The organism is Acinetobacter lwoffii, assembly GCF_029024105.1.
Lineage (GTDB): Bacteria > Pseudomonadota > Gammaproteobacteria > Pseudomonadales > Moraxellaceae > Acinetobacter > Acinetobacter lwoffii.
In genome coordinates this window covers 46,761-63,122 of sequence record NZ_CP118964.1, presented here as the reverse complement: position 1 = coordinate 63,122, position 16,362 = coordinate 46,761, and the positions used below count along the sequence as shown (strand labels likewise).

12 protein-coding genes, 8 pseudogenes and 1 other annotated feature are annotated in these 16,362 nt (G+C 39.0%); of the genes and pseudogenes, 11 read left to right on the top strand and 9 right to left on the bottom strand.

Features of this window, described 5'->3' with window-relative positions; genetic code table 11:
- Nucleotides 1–33: 33 nt before the first annotated feature.
- Entirely contained in the window at nucleotides 34–2,700 is a 2,667-nt protein-coding gene (locus PYW33_RS15585) for an excinuclease ABC subunit UvrA (protein WP_004647834.1), read from the top strand.
- Nucleotides 2,701–2,868: 168 nt separating this feature from the next.
- On the opposite strand, the gene PYW33_RS15580 is transcribed toward PYW33_RS15585, so the two are convergent.
- Both PYW33_RS15580 and PYW33_RS16905 read right to left on the bottom strand, forming a co-directional pair.
- Nucleotides 2,869–3,944 (bottom strand): IS3 family transposase gene (locus PYW33_RS15580; RefSeq protein WP_115736950.1). Its coding sequence is split into 2 segments (ribosomal slippage): nucleotides 2,869–3,692 and nucleotides 3,692–3,944, totalling 1,077 coding nucleotides; the frame shifts between segments, so codons are not numbered across the junction.
- Between the two features lie 64 nt (nucleotides 3,945–4,008).
- Nucleotides 4,009–4,116 (bottom strand): annotated as a pseudogene (locus tag PYW33_RS16905) (site-specific integrase); the annotation flags it as partial.
- A gap of 243 nt (nucleotides 4,117–4,359) precedes the next feature.
- On the opposite strand from PYW33_RS16905, the pseudogene PYW33_RS15575 reads away from it, so the two are divergent.
- The 7 genes and pseudogenes from PYW33_RS15575 to PYW33_RS15545 form a co-directional block, all read left to right on the top strand.
- Nucleotides 4,360–4,641, top strand: a pseudogene (locus tag PYW33_RS15575) (ISNCY family transposase); the annotation flags it as partial.
- Nucleotides 4,635–4,999, top strand: a pseudogene (locus PYW33_RS15570) (IS3 family transposase); the annotation flags it as partial. The pseudogenes PYW33_RS15575 and PYW33_RS15570, both read left to right, overlap by 7 nt.
- Before the next feature lie 197 nt (nucleotides 5,000–5,196).
- Nucleotides 5,197–5,658 carry a DIP1984 family protein gene (locus tag PYW33_RS15565; protein ID WP_004647839.1) on the top strand — a complete coding sequence of 154 codons (462 nt, stop codon included), beginning with the start codon at nucleotides 5,197–5,199 and terminating at the stop codon, nucleotides 5,656–5,658.
- A gap of 335 nt (nucleotides 5,659–5,993) precedes the next feature.
- A complete protein-coding gene (locus PYW33_RS15560) occupies nucleotides 5,994–6,695 on the top strand; it encodes an IS1 family transposase (protein ID WP_004282341.1) in 702 nt (233 codons plus the stop codon).
- 305 nt (nucleotides 6,696–7,000) lie between these two features.
- A complete protein-coding gene (locus tag PYW33_RS15555) occupies nucleotides 7,001–7,201 on the top strand; it encodes a transposase (RefSeq protein WP_004647840.1) in 201 nt (66 codons plus the stop codon).
- A gap of 222 nt (nucleotides 7,202–7,423) precedes the next feature.
- Nucleotides 7,424–7,668 (top strand): annotated as a pseudogene (gene tnpB / locus PYW33_RS15550) (IS66 family insertion sequence element accessory protein TnpB); the annotation flags it as partial.
- Nucleotides 7,669–7,821: 153 nt separating this feature from the next.
- A pseudogene (locus tag PYW33_RS15545) lies at nucleotides 7,822–8,208 on the top strand (IS66 family transposase); the annotation flags it as partial.
- On the opposite strand, the pseudogene PYW33_RS15540 reads toward PYW33_RS15545, so the two are convergent.
- Nucleotides 8,204–8,390: pseudogene (locus PYW33_RS15540) on the bottom strand (transposase); the annotation flags it as partial. The pseudogenes PYW33_RS15545 and PYW33_RS15540 overlap by 5 nt on opposite strands.
- Nucleotides 8,391–8,760: 370 nt before the next feature.
- A pseudogene (locus PYW33_RS15535) lies at nucleotides 8,761–9,994 on the bottom strand (IS3 family transposase).
- Nucleotides 9,589–9,705, bottom strand: a sequence feature (AL1L pseudoknot). (Overlaps the previous pseudogene by 117 nt.)
- A 45-nt stretch (nucleotides 9,995–10,039) precedes the next feature.
- On the opposite strand from PYW33_RS15535, the pseudogene PYW33_RS15530 reads away from it, so the two are divergent.
- Nucleotides 10,040–10,600 (top strand): annotated as a pseudogene (locus tag PYW33_RS15530) (IS5 family transposase); the annotation flags it as partial.
- A gap of 99 nt (nucleotides 10,601–10,699) precedes the next feature.
- On the opposite strand, the gene PYW33_RS15525 reads toward PYW33_RS15530, so the two are convergent.
- The 4 genes from PYW33_RS15525 to PYW33_RS15510 form a co-directional block, all read right to left on the bottom strand.
- On the bottom strand, nucleotides 10,700–11,500 hold the full coding sequence (locus PYW33_RS15525) for a sulfite exporter TauE/SafE family protein (protein WP_004647845.1): 801 nt from the start codon (nucleotides 11,498–11,500) through the stop codon (nucleotides 10,700–10,702).
- A gap of 42 nt (nucleotides 11,501–11,542) precedes the next feature.
- A complete protein-coding gene (locus PYW33_RS15520) occupies nucleotides 11,543–12,037 on the bottom strand; it encodes a flavin reductase family protein (protein WP_004647846.1) in 495 nt (164 codons plus the stop codon).
- Between the two features lie 97 nt (nucleotides 12,038–12,134).
- Nucleotides 12,135–13,178 (bottom strand): methionine synthase, encoded by a 1,044-nt coding sequence (locus PYW33_RS15515; RefSeq protein ID WP_004281804.1) that lies wholly within the window; start codon nucleotides 13,176–13,178, stop codon nucleotides 12,135–12,137.
- Between the two features lie 51 nt (nucleotides 13,179–13,229).
- Nucleotides 13,230–14,213: a putative oxygenase MesX gene (locus tag PYW33_RS15510; protein WP_004647848.1), complete on the bottom strand. Its 984-nt coding sequence runs from the start codon at nucleotides 14,211–14,213 to the stop codon at nucleotides 13,230–13,232.
- Nucleotides 14,214–14,437: 224 nt separating this feature from the next.
- On the opposite strand from PYW33_RS15510, the gene PYW33_RS15505 reads away from it, so the two are divergent.
- On the top strand, nucleotides 14,438–15,202 hold the full coding sequence (locus tag PYW33_RS15505) for an IS5 family transposase (protein WP_004645258.1): 765 nt from the start codon (nucleotides 14,438–14,440) through the stop codon (nucleotides 15,200–15,202).
- 38 nt (nucleotides 15,203–15,240) lie between these two features.
- On the opposite strand, the gene PYW33_RS15500 is transcribed toward PYW33_RS15505, so the two are convergent.
- Complete coding sequence (locus PYW33_RS15500; protein WP_004647711.1) at nucleotides 15,241–15,534, bottom strand: hypothetical protein; 294 nt, start codon at nucleotides 15,532–15,534, stop codon at nucleotides 15,241–15,243.
- Between the two features lie 63 nt (nucleotides 15,535–15,597).
- On the opposite strand from PYW33_RS15500, the gene PYW33_RS15495 reads away from it, so the two are divergent.
- Complete coding sequence (locus tag PYW33_RS15495; RefSeq protein ID WP_004645258.1) at nucleotides 15,598–16,362, top strand: IS5 family transposase; 765 nt, start codon at nucleotides 15,598–15,600, stop codon at nucleotides 16,360–16,362.

The window sequence follows — 16,362 nt, the reverse complement described above, 5'->3', positions numbered from 1 at the left end:
GACTTACACAAAATAATTTACAGGCTCAGAAACATGAGAATACATTCTTTTGGTGAACACAATAACATTACTTTATCTAATAATTGTATTGAAGTTCGAGGTGCACGTGAGCATAACCTTAAGGATGTAGATGTTTCTATCCCAAGAAATGCACTTGTTGTTTTCTCAGGTGTATCGGGTTCGGGAAAATCATCACTTGCTTTTGGAACTATTTTTGCTGAAGCACAAAGAAGATATTTCGAATCTGTTGCACCTTATGCAAGACGCTTAATAGATCAGGCCGGAGTACCAGATGTTGATGCTATTGATGGTCTACCACCAGCAGTAGCATTGCAACAACAACGTGGTGCAAGTAATACCCGTTCTTCTGTTGGAAGTGTAACAACTTTATCAAGTCTCGTGCGAATGATTTATTCGCGTGCTGGTGCATATCCTGCCGATCAGCCAATGTTATATGCCGAGGACTTTTCACCGAACACTCCTCAAGGTGCTTGTCCTACCTGTCATGGTTTAGGTCACATTTATGAAGTTACAGAATCGACAATGGTTCCTGACCCAACACTCAGTATTCGTGAGAGAGCTATCGCATCATGGCCACCTGCTTGGCACGGGCAAAACTTACGCGATATCCTAGTAACCCTAGGGTATGATGTTGATCGACCATGGAAAGATTTACCGCAATCGGATAGAGACTGGATTTTATTTACTGAAGAAACCCCAACAGTTCCTGTCTATGCTGGTTTAAGCCCCGCTGAGACTCAATCTGCACTTAAACGTAAACTAGAACCCAGCTATATGGGCACTTTCACTGGTGCTCGTCGCTATGTCCTTCATACTTTTGCTAATACCCAAAGTACGTTGATGAAAAAACGTGTTTCACGTTTTATGGAAGGAAAAATATGCCCTTCCTGTCATGGTAAACGCCTTAAACCAGAAGCCTTATCTATTACCTTTGCTGGAGTAGATATTGGTGAGTTTATGCAACTTTCTTTGGATAAGTTAACTTGCCTGCTTGAGCCCATTGTTCTTGGCAATTTCGACGCTCATAATGCTGGAGAAAAGGCTAATAATAAAGTAACCCAACTTGATAGATCTGAACGAGCAACAACAGGTAGAGCAGTGCATTCTGTATCTCCAGATGTAAGACGTACGTCAGCACTTTCAGATGAAAAGAAAATTGCTGCCCAGCGTTTAGCAAATGGTGTGGTGGGGCGTTTAAATCAATTACGCCAGTTAGGTCTTGGTTATCTAACATTAGATAGAGCCACACCGACTCTTTCAGCGGGAGAGTTACAACGTTTGCGTTTAGCAACACAATTAAGTTCTATGCTATTTGGTGTAGTTTATGTACTGGATGAACCGTCTGCTGGATTACATCCTTCAGATAGTCAGTCATTATATGATTCTCTCGATAAATTAAGAGACGCTGGAAACTCCGTATTTGTTGTAGAGCATGATTTAGAGCTCATGCGTCGTGCTCAATGGTTAGTGGATGTTGGACCAGATGCAGGAGAGCAAGGTGGTAATATTTTATATAGTGGAGTACCTCAGGGTTTAAGTGAGATTTCAGCTTCACGTACTGCAAGTTATTTATTTAATAAAATCCCAGTTACTCAAAGTTATGGACGTACACCCTCTGGTTGGCTTGAACTTAACAATATTTACCGACATAACCTGCATAATATTGATGCTCGTATACCTCTTGGTGTACTTACAGCAGTTACAGGTATTTCAGGTTCAGGTAAATCTAGTCTCGTTTCTCAAGCTTTACCCGAGTTAGTACTTTCATATTTAGGCAATGAGTCTGAAACTGAAAACAATAATGAAAATAATCCTTTAAATGAAGGAATGTTGGTTAACGAGGTTACACAGGGTTCTCTGGCTGGTGATGTGGAGGCTATAAAGCGTCTGGTACAGGTTGATCAAAAACCAATTGGCCGTACTCCACGTTCTAATCTGGCAACTTATACGGGTTTATTTGATCATGTTAGAAAGTTATTTGCTGGGACTCCTGAAGCTCGCCAAGCTCATTATGATGCTGGACGTTTTTCGTTTAATGTGGCTAAAGGGCGATGTGAAACTTGTGAAGGTGAAGGCTTTGTCAGTGTAGAGTTATTGTTTATGCCAAGTGTATATGCCCCTTGTCCGACATGTCATGGTGCTCGATATAATGATGACACTCTGAAAATTCGCTGGAATGAACGTAATATTGCTGAAGTATTAGGAATGACCGTCAATGAAGCACGTGATTTTTTTGATGGAGAGGTCTCGATTGCTCGTTCACTACAATTATTAAAGGAAATTGGCCTTGGTTATTTACGTTTAGGGCAACCAGCGACTGAACTATCTGGTGGAGAAGCGCAACGTATTAAATTGGCGACCGAGCTGCAACGCAATCAGCGTGGAAATACACTGTATATACTTGATGAGCCAACTACAGGTTTGCATCCATCAGATGTAGATCGATTGTTAGTTCAATTGCAGCGATTAGTCGATGCGGGTAATACCGTGGTTATGATTGAGCATGATATGCGTGCCGTTGCACAAGCAGATTGGGTGATTGATGTGGGACCAGGTGCTGGAAATGCTGGTGGGAATATTGTTGTGGCAGGAACACCAAAAGAAATAACAGAAAATCAAGATAGCCGTACTGCTCCATATTTAGTTAATGAGTTAGTGAGTCGTGATACTAAACGTTGATATTGCGAGTGGGTAGAATAAAACCTTAAATTAAAAGCCTGTAAAATCAATCAGATATTTTTTGTTTTAGGTGGTGTGTGAGCATGAAATCTAAAAGTTTTTTTCAACTAAGGGCTTTGTTGCACAAACGGTAATCCTCCCATTAATAACCGAAGTTAAAAGTAGAGGTTAAGCAGCCATTAGAGGTGGCCTTCCTTTGTTTGCTTGGTGTGGTCTTTCATGGTTGTAATGCCACAGCCAGTTTGTTGCATAATCTTGTACTTCATCCAAAGTATCAAATAAATGTTTGCTCAGCCAACTATAACGTATAGTCCGATTATAGCGTTCAATATACGCATTCTGCTGTGGTTTACCTGGTTGAATATATTCAATACGAATACCTTGTTCAGTTGCCCAGCGTACAAATTCGTGACTGATAAACTCCGGGCCATTGTCACACCGAATAACTAACAGTTTTTCTCGCCATTCCAATAACTGATTCAATGTGTGAATAACCCTGATCGTGGGTAATGAGAATCCTGCTTCAATAGTCAAACCTTCTCGACGGTAATCATCAATCACATTCAACAATCGGAACTTACGACTATCGATCAGCTGGTCATGCATAAAATCCAGTGACCAGACCTGATTTGCCCGGATCGGCTCTTTCAGTGGTTCTGGTGCATGCCGTTTTAGTCTTCTTCTCGGTTTAATGCGCAGATTCAGTGCTAACTCACAGTAAATGCGATAAACACGCTTATGATTCCAAACATGGTTTTCAACATGACGTAGATAAGAGAAACACAGACCAAAACCCCAATCTGTATTTTCTTCAGTGAGCTCAATGAGCTGTTCTGCAATTAATGTATTGTCATCGTTTAACTTGGATTGATAACGGTAGCAGGTTTCACTGATACTAAATCCTCGGCAAGCCAAACGAATGCTAATCGCATAGTGGGCAACTGCCTGTTGTGCCATCTTACGTCGGCAAGATGGCCTCACCACTTTTTTGCCATCGCTTCCTGAATGATCTCTGCCTTTAAGCGTTCTTCAGCATACATCTTTTTAAGTCTGGTATTTTCTGCTTCCAGTTCTTTGAGTTTTGCCATTAATGATGTATCCATACCGCCATATTTGGCACGCCATTTATAGAAGGTCGCATTACTCATACCGTGTTCACGACAAAGGGCGGCTACAGGTGTGCCAGACTCCGCCTGTTTCAAAATGGACATGATCTGACTGTCAGTAAATTTAGATGTTTTCATGCAGAATCTCCTGCCTATACTTTAAGAGAAAATTCTACTTTTAGGTCCTATTGTTTTTAGGAGGGATTACTGGGTACAAACATGGACATGATGAATCCAGATCAAACAAAAGAATAATTTGATTTTCGTTTGAAACTTTCTTTTCCAAATGAATTGTTTTTAAAGCAAACATAGTAAAGTTTATGAAGTATTCTTAAGGTCAACATATCATATTTTATGAGTAAAATAGAAATCACTTAAGTTATTGAATTTTGGTTTAAGAAAGAAGGATATGAAGTTATTGTTAGGTGTATCGGATTTAACATAATCAATATTATACGAAATCACAGTGTTGTAAGCCCAAAATAGAAATGTCCGCTTTTAGAATGTGCACTTTTGCAATTTCCTTAGCGGACGGTTTGATATGTTGGTGTCTATGTCGGATAAAGAACTTAAACGATTGTCGGTCTTGCAGGAAATCTGCGATCAACGCATAACTCAATCCCAGGCTGCTCAGCTACTTCTACTTCATATTTCAGAATGTCAGGTCAGACGCTTACTGCAGAAATACAAAGTTCAAGGTCCAGCTGTATTAGCCCATACGGGTCGTGGCCAAACCAGCAATTCCAGGCTTTCTGAAGAACTCAGACTCAAGTGCCTCAATATTGTTTCTGATCAACTGCATGGTTTCGGACCAACCTTGGCGCATGAAAAGCTTATTCAACAGGAGTTATGGTTCATTCTGACCAAGGCAGTCAGTACTGTAGTCGTGCTTTTAGAGCGCTATTATTGACGAATAACTTTATTCAAAGTATGTCAGGCAGTCTTGCGCAGTACACTGCTCATGTTGGGACAATGCAGTGACTGAAAGCTTCTTTCATACATTGAAAGGTCATGTAATCCATGGCAGTGTGTTTGCCACTCGAAAAGAAGCGAATGCTGTCCTGTTCGACTATATCGAGATTTATTACAATCGAATCAGAATACATTCTGCAAATGGCTGGTTAAGTCCTGAAGCCTTTGAACAAAAATATTGTAAGAATTTAGAGGGATCGAATGTCCATAATACTGTCTAGGATCAGATAAAGGATTCTGCATCTGAAAAAAAGGCCTTTAGCTTAATTCTGAGCTTCGACTAATGACAAAATATAAGACTTCTACCTCTGAAAATTGTAAAAAATCAATTTTTTTGATCTTTAAAGAATGAGGATATAGTATTTGTAAAATTACTTAGCTGCTTAAAACTTAATTCTAATTGGTTAATAGGTGAAAAATGAAATTAGCAGAAGCTCTCTTACTTCGAAGTGATCAACAAAAAAAAATTATTTCACTAAAACAACGTATCAATGCAAATGTATTGGTACAAGATGGTGATAAACCATCTGAAGATCCAAATGAACTATTGAAACAAGTATTTTCTTTAATTCAAGAATTTCAAAAATTAAGTTATGCAATTCATGAAACTAATGCTTTAACAAAATTAAATGATGGTCGTTCTCTACTTGCTTTATTGACTTTGCGTGATGAATTTGTAGAACAGCACAAAACCCTAACTGCAGCAATAAGTAATACATCTCGTGAATCTGATCGTTATAGTACGCGGGAAATAAAGTGGCATAAAGTTATTCCAGTTTCATCATTACAAAAACAAGCTGATGATATTAGTCTTAAATTACGTGATTTAAATGTGTTAATTCAGTCGAATAATTGGAAAATTGATTTGATTGAAGCCTAATAGTCCTTTAGATATAATCAAGTTGAACATACTGGGCGAGTACAAGATCCCTTACTTCCACAACATAGGATTGTAAATAAAGTGTAGTGGCTTGCAAAGCAAGTGGATAAGCTTAAAATTTTAAGTACAAATCAATCCATCACTTGGCATAACTCAAATCTTTGTGCGAACAAAGTTACACGTTACTTATAACTACCATGTACTGACAGTATGTTCACCTCAATTACTAAAAATAAAGAAATGAGCAAGCATCAGCTCAACTACATTTCTATTTTTGGTGGTGTTTCAAAAAGTATGCTGAAAAAAAGCAGGTTGGATTTTGATAAAATAGAGAAATGCGAATAACTCTAGAAATCAAGTGTCCAGCCTGCCTAAGTGACAGTATAAAGAAAAATGGCACAAAAGTAGATGGTAAGCAAAATTACCAATGTAAAATATGCAGACGTCAATTTATTGGTGATCATGCTCTCAGTTATCAAGGCTGTCACTCAGGTATCAAAACCAAAATATTACACCTCATGGTGCGAGGCAGTGGTGTCAGGGATATAGCAGAAATTGAAAGAGTAAGTATCGGTAAAGTTCTACGGACACTTAGCCAATCAAAATATCAACTTCGAGCACAGCAAAGTCATTATGAAACCCTTGAAGTAGATGAGTTTTGGACTTTTGTTGGTCATAAGCAAAATAAACAATGGCTAATTTATGCCTATCATCGAGAAACAGGTGAAATTGTTGCTTATGTATGGGGTAACCGAGATTTAGCCACTGCAAAACGACTTAAATTAAAATTGAAGCAGTTAGGTGTAAGCTATACATGTATATCAAGTGACCATTGGGATAGCTTTGTTACGACCTTTAAAGAATGCAAACAGTTGATTGGTAAATTTTTCACTGTGGGTATAGAAGGCAATAATTGTCGATTACGGCATCGAATCAGGCGAGGCTTTAGGAGAAGCTGCAACTTCTCCAAAAAGCTTGAAAATCATTTCAAAGCCTTTGATTTAGTGTTCTTTTATATCAATAATGGATTCGTTTAATGCCAGCATACTTTTTGAAACACCACCCTATTTTTAATTCGGTTCGGCTTTGTTGCATAACGAGCTGAAAAACAGATTTTGAAAACAGCAGATTCAAATCACAAGTGCGACACATTTGTAGTTAGTTGAAAAATTTAGGTGTATTCGTAGAATCATTAGACTTTTTCAACTCGCAATTGGAAAGCACGCAATGAAGAAATACACCCAACTCTCTCAAGATGAAAGTAAGCGTCCGCTGAGCCCCACTTTTTCTCACTCATGAATACCACGATAGTGTCCACTAAATTTTAAGTGGACACCTATTTATGGATTTAAAGACAGTTATAGACAGCACACCAATGCTAAAAAAGCCCCGTCGAACCTTCACGGCTGAATTTAAACATCAACTTATTCAGCAATGCCAGCAGCCAGATACATCAGTGGCTAAGGTCGCAATGCAACATCAGATCAATGCCAATCTGTTGCATAAATGGATTCGTCAGTCCAGATCAATGCCCCTGCATTAACACCCCCTCCATTCCACAGACTGACTTTCTTCCGGTCATGCTTCACCCGACTCCAGTCAAACAAGACGCACCTCCGCCACCTGTGCCGGAGAAGAATGCTGTCGCTCATATCAGGATTCCATTGCATAAGGAACAAAGTTCCGCAAGGGATCAGATGATCGAGATCGACTGGCCAGTGGAGTCAGTAACTGAATTACTGTTGCTGATCCAGGGTTTGACTCAATGATCCGTATTGATGAAATCTGGTTGTCTACCCAGCCCATGGACATGCGTGCGGGTATGGATACTGCCATGGCTAAGGTGTTGAGAGCCTTTGGCTCGATCAAACCGCATTGCGCTTACCTGTTCTGTAATAAACGTGGCCATCGCATGAAAGTGCTGGTGCATGATGGACGGGGATCTGGCTGTGTGCCCGGCGGCTGGAACAGGGAAAATTCCACTGGGCGCAGGTTCACCAGGGTGAAAGCATGGCGATCAGTCTGGAACAGTTACAGTCACTGATCCAGGGTTTGCCTTGGCAGCGCATTGGTGGTGACGATGCTCTAAACCAGCTTGGTACATTCTGCTATTCTCCAAACGTTCTATTTCCTCTGCGTCATGACCTCAGGCATACTGCGGTCATTAAAATGCTGCCTGACTTAAGCCAACTGACCCATGAACAACTGCTGGAATTTACCAGACAGCTAGCGCTGCAGCATCAACAACTCGCAGAAGATAAACAACAATTAGATACCAAAGTTCAGCATCTTGAAGTATCAAATCAGCAATTGGATGCCAAAGTTCAACATCTTGAAGCATGCAACCAACATCTCTCTGTTCTCACTCAAAAATACGAGCATGAACTTGCGCTATTTAAACAGTATAAATTCGGTAGTAAAAATGAACATCTCACCGCAAAACAAATCCACCTATGGGACGAAGCGGTTGAAGAAGATATTGCTGCGGTTGACCTGGAACTGGAACGACTGAATGCAGATAAAATGAATACAGCTGCGCAGAAAAGCGAGTATGCACGACTCTAAAATCACCAAAGCGTTCGAATAAGTCTCGCCACGGGATACCTGAACGATAGCGCTTCAACAAATAGTCGGTTATCTTTGGCCGTTACTCCAACAGTACCCATTCGTCCAGGTAACAGATCTTTAACCTGTTCCCACTGATCATCTTTTAATGCATAGCGTTTAGTCATGAAAAAATTATGAGGACCGGTAATATTTTCTCAAGCTAATTGATGACACGCCCTAAGAATAAAAAAATATTTATAAAAATAGACGTCTTGCGTTAGTCAAAATTTAAAATTTAAACAGCCAAAAGCTACATATTATAAGGTTTTAGCCAATTCAAAAATTAGGTAAAACGATACTTTCGCAAGAGGTCTAATCTATATTTTTTAGATTTAGCTATACAGAATTTATCATTCTGTATAGCATAGACTTTATACTCTATTAGTATCTAGAGTATAGTAAGAGTCAGACTGCTTAGCTAAAAGTTCAATAAACTGCGGAATTGCACTTGCACTTTGAACCGTACCGGGTTTGTCGGAGACTTTTTTATTTAAGTTAGGCCACCTGACCTAACGGGTTAATCTTATCATAGTACATTGCTTCAAACTCAAAAGGCGACTTGTAACCCAATGCACTGTGTACACGCTCTTTATTGAACCAATCTACCCAGTTGAGTGTCGCAAGTTGTACATCCGCTAAACCTTGCCAATCTGCTTTTAAATATTCAATCACCTCTGTTTTGTATAAGCCATTCACTGTTTCAGCCAAAGCATTATCGTATGAATCACCAGTTGTACCGACTGACGCTCGTAAATTTGCTGCTTCTAGACGATTGGTATAGCGAATGGAAAGATATTGCACACCTCTATCGGAATGATGAATTACATTCTTTGGCTTACCTCGATCATGCAATGCTTGCTCCAGTGCATCAAGCACCATATCTGTATTCATACGTGTTGATACTTTCCATCCAACAATTGCTCGTGAAAACACATCAATAATAAATGCGGTATAGACCCAACCTGACTTGGTTTGAATATACGTAAAGTCACTGACCCACAGCTGATCTGGATGATCAGCACTAAAATTACGTTTCACTAAATCATTCGCTCGTTTTTGATCATCTCGGCTACGGGTGGTTTGTTTGTTCTTACCTCGCCAAACACCTTGTATACCTAGCTTTTTCATTAATCGAGCAACAGTACAGCGTGCAATAATATAGCCTTCACGTTTCAGTTTTTGCCAGACTTTACGTACACCATACCGACCTGAACTTTCCTTCCAAATTCGTTTAATCTCCTCAGCATGATGCAAGTCATGTAAATCTCGCTTTGCTCGATGTTCTGGATTTTCGCAGAGATCTAGAGTCCGGTAATAGGTTGAAGCTGCGATCGGTAAAATCCTACAAATCGCATCAACACCATATAAGTCTTTATTGTTATGGATGAAATCCACCATTATTTGTGTGGGCGGTCGAGCTCCGCCTGGGCGAAAAAAGCGGCTGCTTTACGTAGAATTTCATTGGCGCGTTGCAGTTCTTTATTTTCGCGTTCGAGTTGTTTGATACGTTCTTGGTCTGAAAGCTGCTGTACTTTAACTGGATTTTGTTTATCTAAATATTTTTGATACCAAACACGTAGTGTTTCAGGAGTACAACCCTTGCGCAGTATACTGCTCAGGGAGCAATAGCTGTGATCGCAGCCCAATTCGATGGATAATCTTTCTCGGATTCAATCAATAATTGAACCGCTCTTTCTCTGATTTCAGGGGTATATTTTAATTTTGTCATCGGGATAGTCTCTCAGAATATTGACTCTCCGACAAACCCGGTACGGTTCAGTTTCTAGGTGAAGGTGAGTGGAAACGTAAGAAACATGGACCTGAATATCGTCGCCAATGGCGTAAGCTTCATATTGGCATCGATGCTGAAACCTTGCAAATACGTGCAGTACAGCTTACCACAAATAATGTGAGCGATTCGCAAGTACTCGGTGATTTACTTGCTCAAATTCCCTTAGATGAACGAATTGATTCGGTCTATACCGATGGTGCTTATGACACGAAGCACTGCAGACAAGTCATTCTAGATCGAGATGCACATGCGGTCATTCCGCCAAGAAAAAATGCAAACCCATGGAAAGATCAGAAATTGAGATCTTTAGAGCGGAATGAGTTACTGAAAACAGTTAAACGTTTAGGAAGAACGCTTTGGAAAAAATGGTCTGGTTATCATCGTCGAAGTTTAGTTGAAACCAAGATGCATTGCATCAAACTATTAGGTGATAAATTAACAGCAAGGAGTTTTTCTAGTCAGGTGAATGAGATTCATGCACGCATAGCCGTATTGAACAAATTTACAGAATTAGGTCGTCCTCATACCCAAGTTGTCACTTGAATTCTGTTCAAATGAGCAGAGTGTTGTCTTTTAAATCTTTGTGCAACAAAGCCCTTTAAAATTACATTTAGCATAAAATCTCTTATGCGAAGTCCAATATTAAATTAATCCCTTCACAAGGAAGAAGCTTGCTACAATGACCAATAAAACTGCAAAGCATTTCTTTAACATTGCTGGCGATAAAGCATGTGCCGCCTTCGCACCAAACTTAGCCGTAATGAAACTCATGATGCTAATGCCAATAAATGCATAAATATGCACGTAACCAATGGTATTAGGTACATTAATCTCAGCATTTATACCAAAAATAATAAAACCTAATGCACCAGCGACAGCAATGGGGAATCCACATGCCGCAGATGTTCCAACCGCCTTCTGCATGACCACACCATAGCGATTCAGGTACGGAACCGTCAGACTTCCACCACCTATTCCAAAAATTGCTGATGCAATCCCAATGACACTACCAGCAGCAACTTGTTGACCTGACGACGGTAAAGTTTGCGTTGAATTAATTGCTGTTTTAGCATCTGTAAGCATCGTATATGCGACCCAAATCAGAAATAAGCCAACAATGATTTGTAGATATAACCCTGATATCAAACCAGCAATACCTGCCCCAAAAAAACAACCAATCGCCATTGGTGGAGCTAGATTTTTAAATACAGGCCATAGCACAGCGCCATTTTTATGATGTGCCATTAATGAGCTGATTGAAGTGACAACGATTGTTGCTAAAGATGTACCTAATGCGAGATGCATAACAACATCAGGGTCATAACCCATTTGAGTAAAGACAATAAAAAGCAGTGGTACAATAATCGTACCACCGCCGACACCAAACAGCCCTGCTGCAAAACCAGCAAAAGCGCCGATGACTAAAAAGGTTATAAGTTCCACAATAAACTAACTTTAAAAAGATAAAAGAATTAAGGCATTGAGTTAAGCGTGTTCCAACTGACCCACTTGATGATAAGCACGGTTAAAATACACCAGACTTTCTTCTTGATCGCTTTGTTGAACTTTAAGAACACGACACATGAAAACACTGTGTGTACCGACTTGCTGAATATCTTGAATCTCACAGTCAAAACTGACCAAGGCATCTTTCAAAATAGGTGAACCAGTTTCCATCGTACTCCAATCACCGAGTTTGAAACGATCTTCTGAGCTGAATTTACTTGAAGCAAAAGCATTTGAAAGCTGTTCATGCTGAGTACTTAGTACGTTTACAGCCAAGACTTTATTTTCAACAAAATGGGCATGTGAACGGGAGGATTGATTCATACAGACTAATAACATTGGCGGTGTATCCGTCACGCTACATACGGCAGATGCAGTAAATCCATGCATACCTGTTTCACCCGAAGTCGTAATAACATTCACTGCTGTGGTGAGTAAAGACATTGCATTTCTAAAGTCTGTTGCTTCAATCATCTCTTTCATCTCAAATGTACATATCACGTGCTCGTGCATAAAGCTGGACAAATGACCTTGCGATGATTTGTTCTGCTTCGCACGAGACTACGTTTGATTAAGCTTCTAGCTCTTTACGAACAATGGCAGCACCTGCGCTTAAAGCTTCAAGTTTGCCACGTGCCACTTGGCGAGATAGCGGTGTCATACCACAGTTAGTTGAAGGATACAGTTTATCTGCATCAACAAATTGCAATGCTTTGCGTAGCGTATTTGCTACTTCCTCTGCAGTTTCCACTTGAGTGGTTGCCACATCAATTGCACCCACCATCACTTTCTTACCACGGATCAATTCGATTAAATCCATTGGTACACGTGAGTTTTGGCATTCAAGTGAAATAATATCGAGCTTAGATTGTTGTAGTTTCGGGAATGACTCTTCGTATTGACGCCATTCATTACCTAAAGTTTGTTTCCAATCTGTATTGGCTTTAATGCCGTAACCATAGCAAATATGAACTGCAGTTTCACATTTTAGACCTTCAAGTGCACGTTCTAAGGTTGGTACACCCCAGTCATTCACTTCATCAAAGAATACGTTAAACGCAGGTTCATCAAATTGGATAATGTCTACGCCTGCTGCTTCAAGTTCTAAAGCTTCTTGGTTCAAAATTTTGGCAAATTCCCAAGCCAGTTTTTCACGGCTCTTGTAGTGTCCGTCAAAAAGTGTATCAATCATGGTCATTGGACCAGGCAACGCCCATTTAATTGGCTGACTGGTTTGGCTGCGTAAAAATTTCGCATCGTCTACAAACACTGCTTTTTTACGAGAAACTTCACCCACAACTGAAGGTACACTTGCATCATAACGATTACGAATACGCATGGTTTCACGCTTTTCGAAATCTACACCTTCAAGATGTTCAATAAACGTGGTTACAAAGTGCTGACGGGTTTGCTCACCATCACTCACGATATCGATACCTGCAGTGACTTGCTCATGTAATGATAATTTCAAAGCATCACGTTTAGCTTCTAATAATTCTTCGCCTTCAAGCTTCCATGCAGACCATAATTTTTCAGGTTCAGCTAACCAAGACGGTTTTGGCAAGCTACCCGCAGTTGAAGTTGGGAGTAAAAGTTTCGGTTGTGTAAGCGCCATGTCTAATCTTCTTTCTCTAAAATTCGTCAGTCTGTGTGTCAATTCGATGTCTTAAGCAGCTGTTTCGACCTTAAAGTTTGCTGCCCATTCATTTAAAATATCTTGATATGGTTTGATGAAGTTTTCTTCTGTCCATTTACCTTGCTTAACCGCTAACTCACCACGTTCAACACGGTCATAAACGATACGTGTCAGTGAGTAATCGCCATAGCTCAAGCTTGGTTGATACTCCACACCTGCCGGAGAGTTGGTGTTGTAAATTTCAGGACGATAAATTTTTTGGAAGCTTTCCATGGTTGCAATCGCGCTGATCAATTCAAAATCAGTATAATCACGGACTAAGTCGCCAGCGAAATAGAATGCGAGTGGTGCATTACCACCTTCTGGTTTGAAGTAACGTACACGTAAGCCCATTTTGGCGAAATATTCATCGGTACGTGAATATTCATCATTGGTATATTCCTCACCTAAAATAGGATGTACGTTTGCCGTACGGTAATAGGTTTTAGAGGTTGAAACACTTAAACAAATCACAGGTGGCTTGGTAAATTCTGCCTTAAATACATCTGAATTCACCAAATGTTGATACAATTTACCATGTAGATCTCCAAAATCTTCAGGTTTTTCACCTACACCACAACCCAATTGAGGCAATACTACGCTGAAGTCGTAATCACGCACATAAGATGAGAAGCTATTGCCGATCATGCCTTCAATACGCTCCCCTGTTTTATGGTCAATCACTACACTTTTCAGTGTTTCAATAAATGGGAAAGTTTGACCATTACCTTCGATATCAATTTCAGCAGAAATGATGTCAATCTCAAGTGAATAGCGATCACCTTTCGGGTTATCAACGGTTGCCAAGCTATTAAAACGGTTGTTGATCATCGCAAGGGTACGACGCAAGTTTTCTTCACGGCTTTCCCCACGTGCCAAATTGGCAAAGTTTGTGGTTAAACGTGTGCTTTCTGCTGGTGTATAATTCTCATCAAAACGGATACGTTTAATTGAACACTCAAATGCTGTACTCATGGAGATTGCCACCTAAAAATTTTATAAAAAGCTAAATTTCTGAATGGCTGTATTTAAACGTGAATAAGAAAGTGAGTAAAACGATATAAATTCAGCTTAAGATGAGAAATACTCATCTTAATAAATTAAAGATTCTGAGGATTTTTAGGGTCTGTTGACATTTACTGTTCAAAAAAATAGCGAGAAAGTAAAATTTAATCGCCAAACTAAATTTACTTCTCGCTATGCCTCGTACAATGCTGAATGATCAACACTGGTCTAAGTTACTTTCTATTTTCCGAAATTTTGATATCTATTTCAAATCTAATTTGAGAAATTTTGTCGAAGCAATACTTTATAGAATAAGAACAGGCTGCCCATGGCGTGATTTGCCTAAAGAATTTGGTTCGTATAACTCAATCTTTAAAAAATATAATCGTTGGTGTAAAAATGATAAGTTAATGAAAATATTTAAATTAATTTCTTCAAGTGCTGATATGGAATGGGTTTTTATTGATGGTAGTCATGTTCGGGCACACCAACATTCTGCTGGAATAAAAGATCAGGATATTTCTAAAAGCATTGGTGGAAATAGTTCTAAAATACACTTAGCTGTTGATGCGGATGGCAATCCAATCGAAATTATTATCTCCGATGGAACGATACATGATGTCAAGATTGCTCCCAAAATGATTGAAAAACTTGATTTGAGTGAAACGGAAGTATGTTGTGCAGACAAAGGATATGACTCTGAATCATTAAGAGAACAAATATCTGCGAAAAAAACTAAAGCGAATATTCCAAGAAAATCAAATACTCAGTCAAATAATGATCATATGGATTGGTATTTATATAAAATCAGACACTTAGTTGAGAATGCATTTTGTAGGTTAAAGCAGTTCAGAGGAATAGCAACACGATATGATAAGCTAAAGTGTAGCTATGAGGGGGCAGTTGCATTAGCTTGTATATTTATTTGGCTACCTTTATCGGGTAAATTCTATACTTGAAATGTCAACAGACCCTAGTTATTCAGTAAGTTAAGCGGCTATCTAAAATCTTTATCTGAAATTGATAATGTTTTTTGCAACTCTACCAAAGATAATAAATCTCCAACTATCAAGTATGTGTAAATAACATAACGATCAGCTTCTTGCCTAGAAGTAATAATATCATGAGAACCTTTCTGAGCAGCTTTGAAAATAGCATCTAACCGCTCGCCCAAATATTTCATCTGTGAACCAACGATTTCCTCAAATCTTTTAGAGTCTGACTGCTCATCAACATATGCAATAATTCGATTTATATAATTATCCACACCTAATTTAGGGTCTGTTGACATTTACTGTTCAAAAAAATAGCGAGAAAGTAAAATTTAATCGCCAAACTAAATTTACTTCTCGCTATGCCTCGTACAATGCTGAATGATCAACACTGGTCTAAGTTACTTTCTATTTTCCGAAATTTTGATATCTATTTCAAATCTAATTTGAGAAATTTTGTCGAAGCAATACTTTATAGAATAAGAACAGGCTGCCCATGGCGTGATTTGCCTAAAGAATTTGGTTCGTATAACTCAATCTTTAAAAAATATAATCGTTGGTGTAAAAATGATAAGTTAATGAAAATATTTAAATTAATTTCTTCAAGTGCTGATATGGAATGGGTTTTTATTGATGGTAGTCATGTTCGGGCACACCAACATTCTGCTGGAATAAAAGATCAGGATATTTCTAAAAGCATTGGTGGAAATAGTTCTAAAATACACTTAGCTGTTGATGCGGATGGCAATCCAATCGAAATTATTATCTCCGATGGAACGATACATGATGTCAAGATTGCTCCCAAAATGATTGAAAAACTTGATTTGAGTGAAACGGAAGTATGTTGTGCAGACAAAGGATATGACTCTGAATCATTAAGAGAACAAATATCTGCGAAAAAAACTAAAGCGAATATTCCAAGAAAATCAAATACTCAGTCAAATAATGATCATATGGATTGGTATTTATATAAAATCAGACACTTAGTTGAGAATGCATTTTGTAGGTTAAAGCAGTTCAGAGGAATAGCAACACGATATGATAAGCTAAAGTGTAGCTATGAGGGGGCAGTTGCATTAGCTTGTATATTTATTTGGCTACCTTTATCGGGTAAATTCTATACTTGA

Bases quoted from the DNA above. Each gene is read 5' to 3' on its own strand.
- PYW33_RS15585 (WP_004647834.1), top strand. From the start codon at position 34: ATGAGAATACATTCTTTTGGTGAACACAATAACATTACTTTATCTAAT.
- PYW33_RS15565 (WP_004647839.1), top strand. From the start codon at position 5,197: ATGAAATTAGCAGAAGCTCTCTTACTTCGAAGTGATCAACAAAAAAAA.
- PYW33_RS15560 (WP_004282341.1), top strand. From the start codon at position 5,994: ATGCGAATAACTCTAGAAATCAAGTGTCCAGCCTGCCTAAGTGACAGT.
- PYW33_RS15555 (WP_004647840.1), top strand. From the start codon at position 7,001: ATGGATTTAAAGACAGTTATAGACAGCACACCAATGCTAAAAAAGCCC.
- PYW33_RS15520 (WP_004647846.1), bottom strand. From the start codon at position 12,037: ATGATTGAAGCAACAGACTTTAGAAATGCAATGTCTTTACTCACCACA.
- PYW33_RS15515 (WP_004281804.1), bottom strand. From the start codon at position 13,178: ATGGCGCTTACACAACCGAAACTTTTACTCCCAACTTCAACTGCGGGT.
- PYW33_RS15510 (WP_004647848.1), bottom strand. From the start codon at position 14,213: ATGAGTACAGCATTTGAGTGTTCAATTAAACGTATCCGTTTTGATGAG.
- PYW33_RS15505 (WP_004645258.1), top strand. From the start codon at position 14,438: ATGCCTCGTACAATGCTGAATGATCAACACTGGTCTAAGTTACTTTCT.
- PYW33_RS15500 (WP_004647711.1), bottom strand. From the start codon at position 15,534: ATGTCAACAGACCCTAAATTAGGTGTGGATAATTATATAAATCGAATT.
- PYW33_RS15495 (WP_004645258.1), top strand. From the start codon at position 15,598: ATGCCTCGTACAATGCTGAATGATCAACACTGGTCTAAGTTACTTTCT.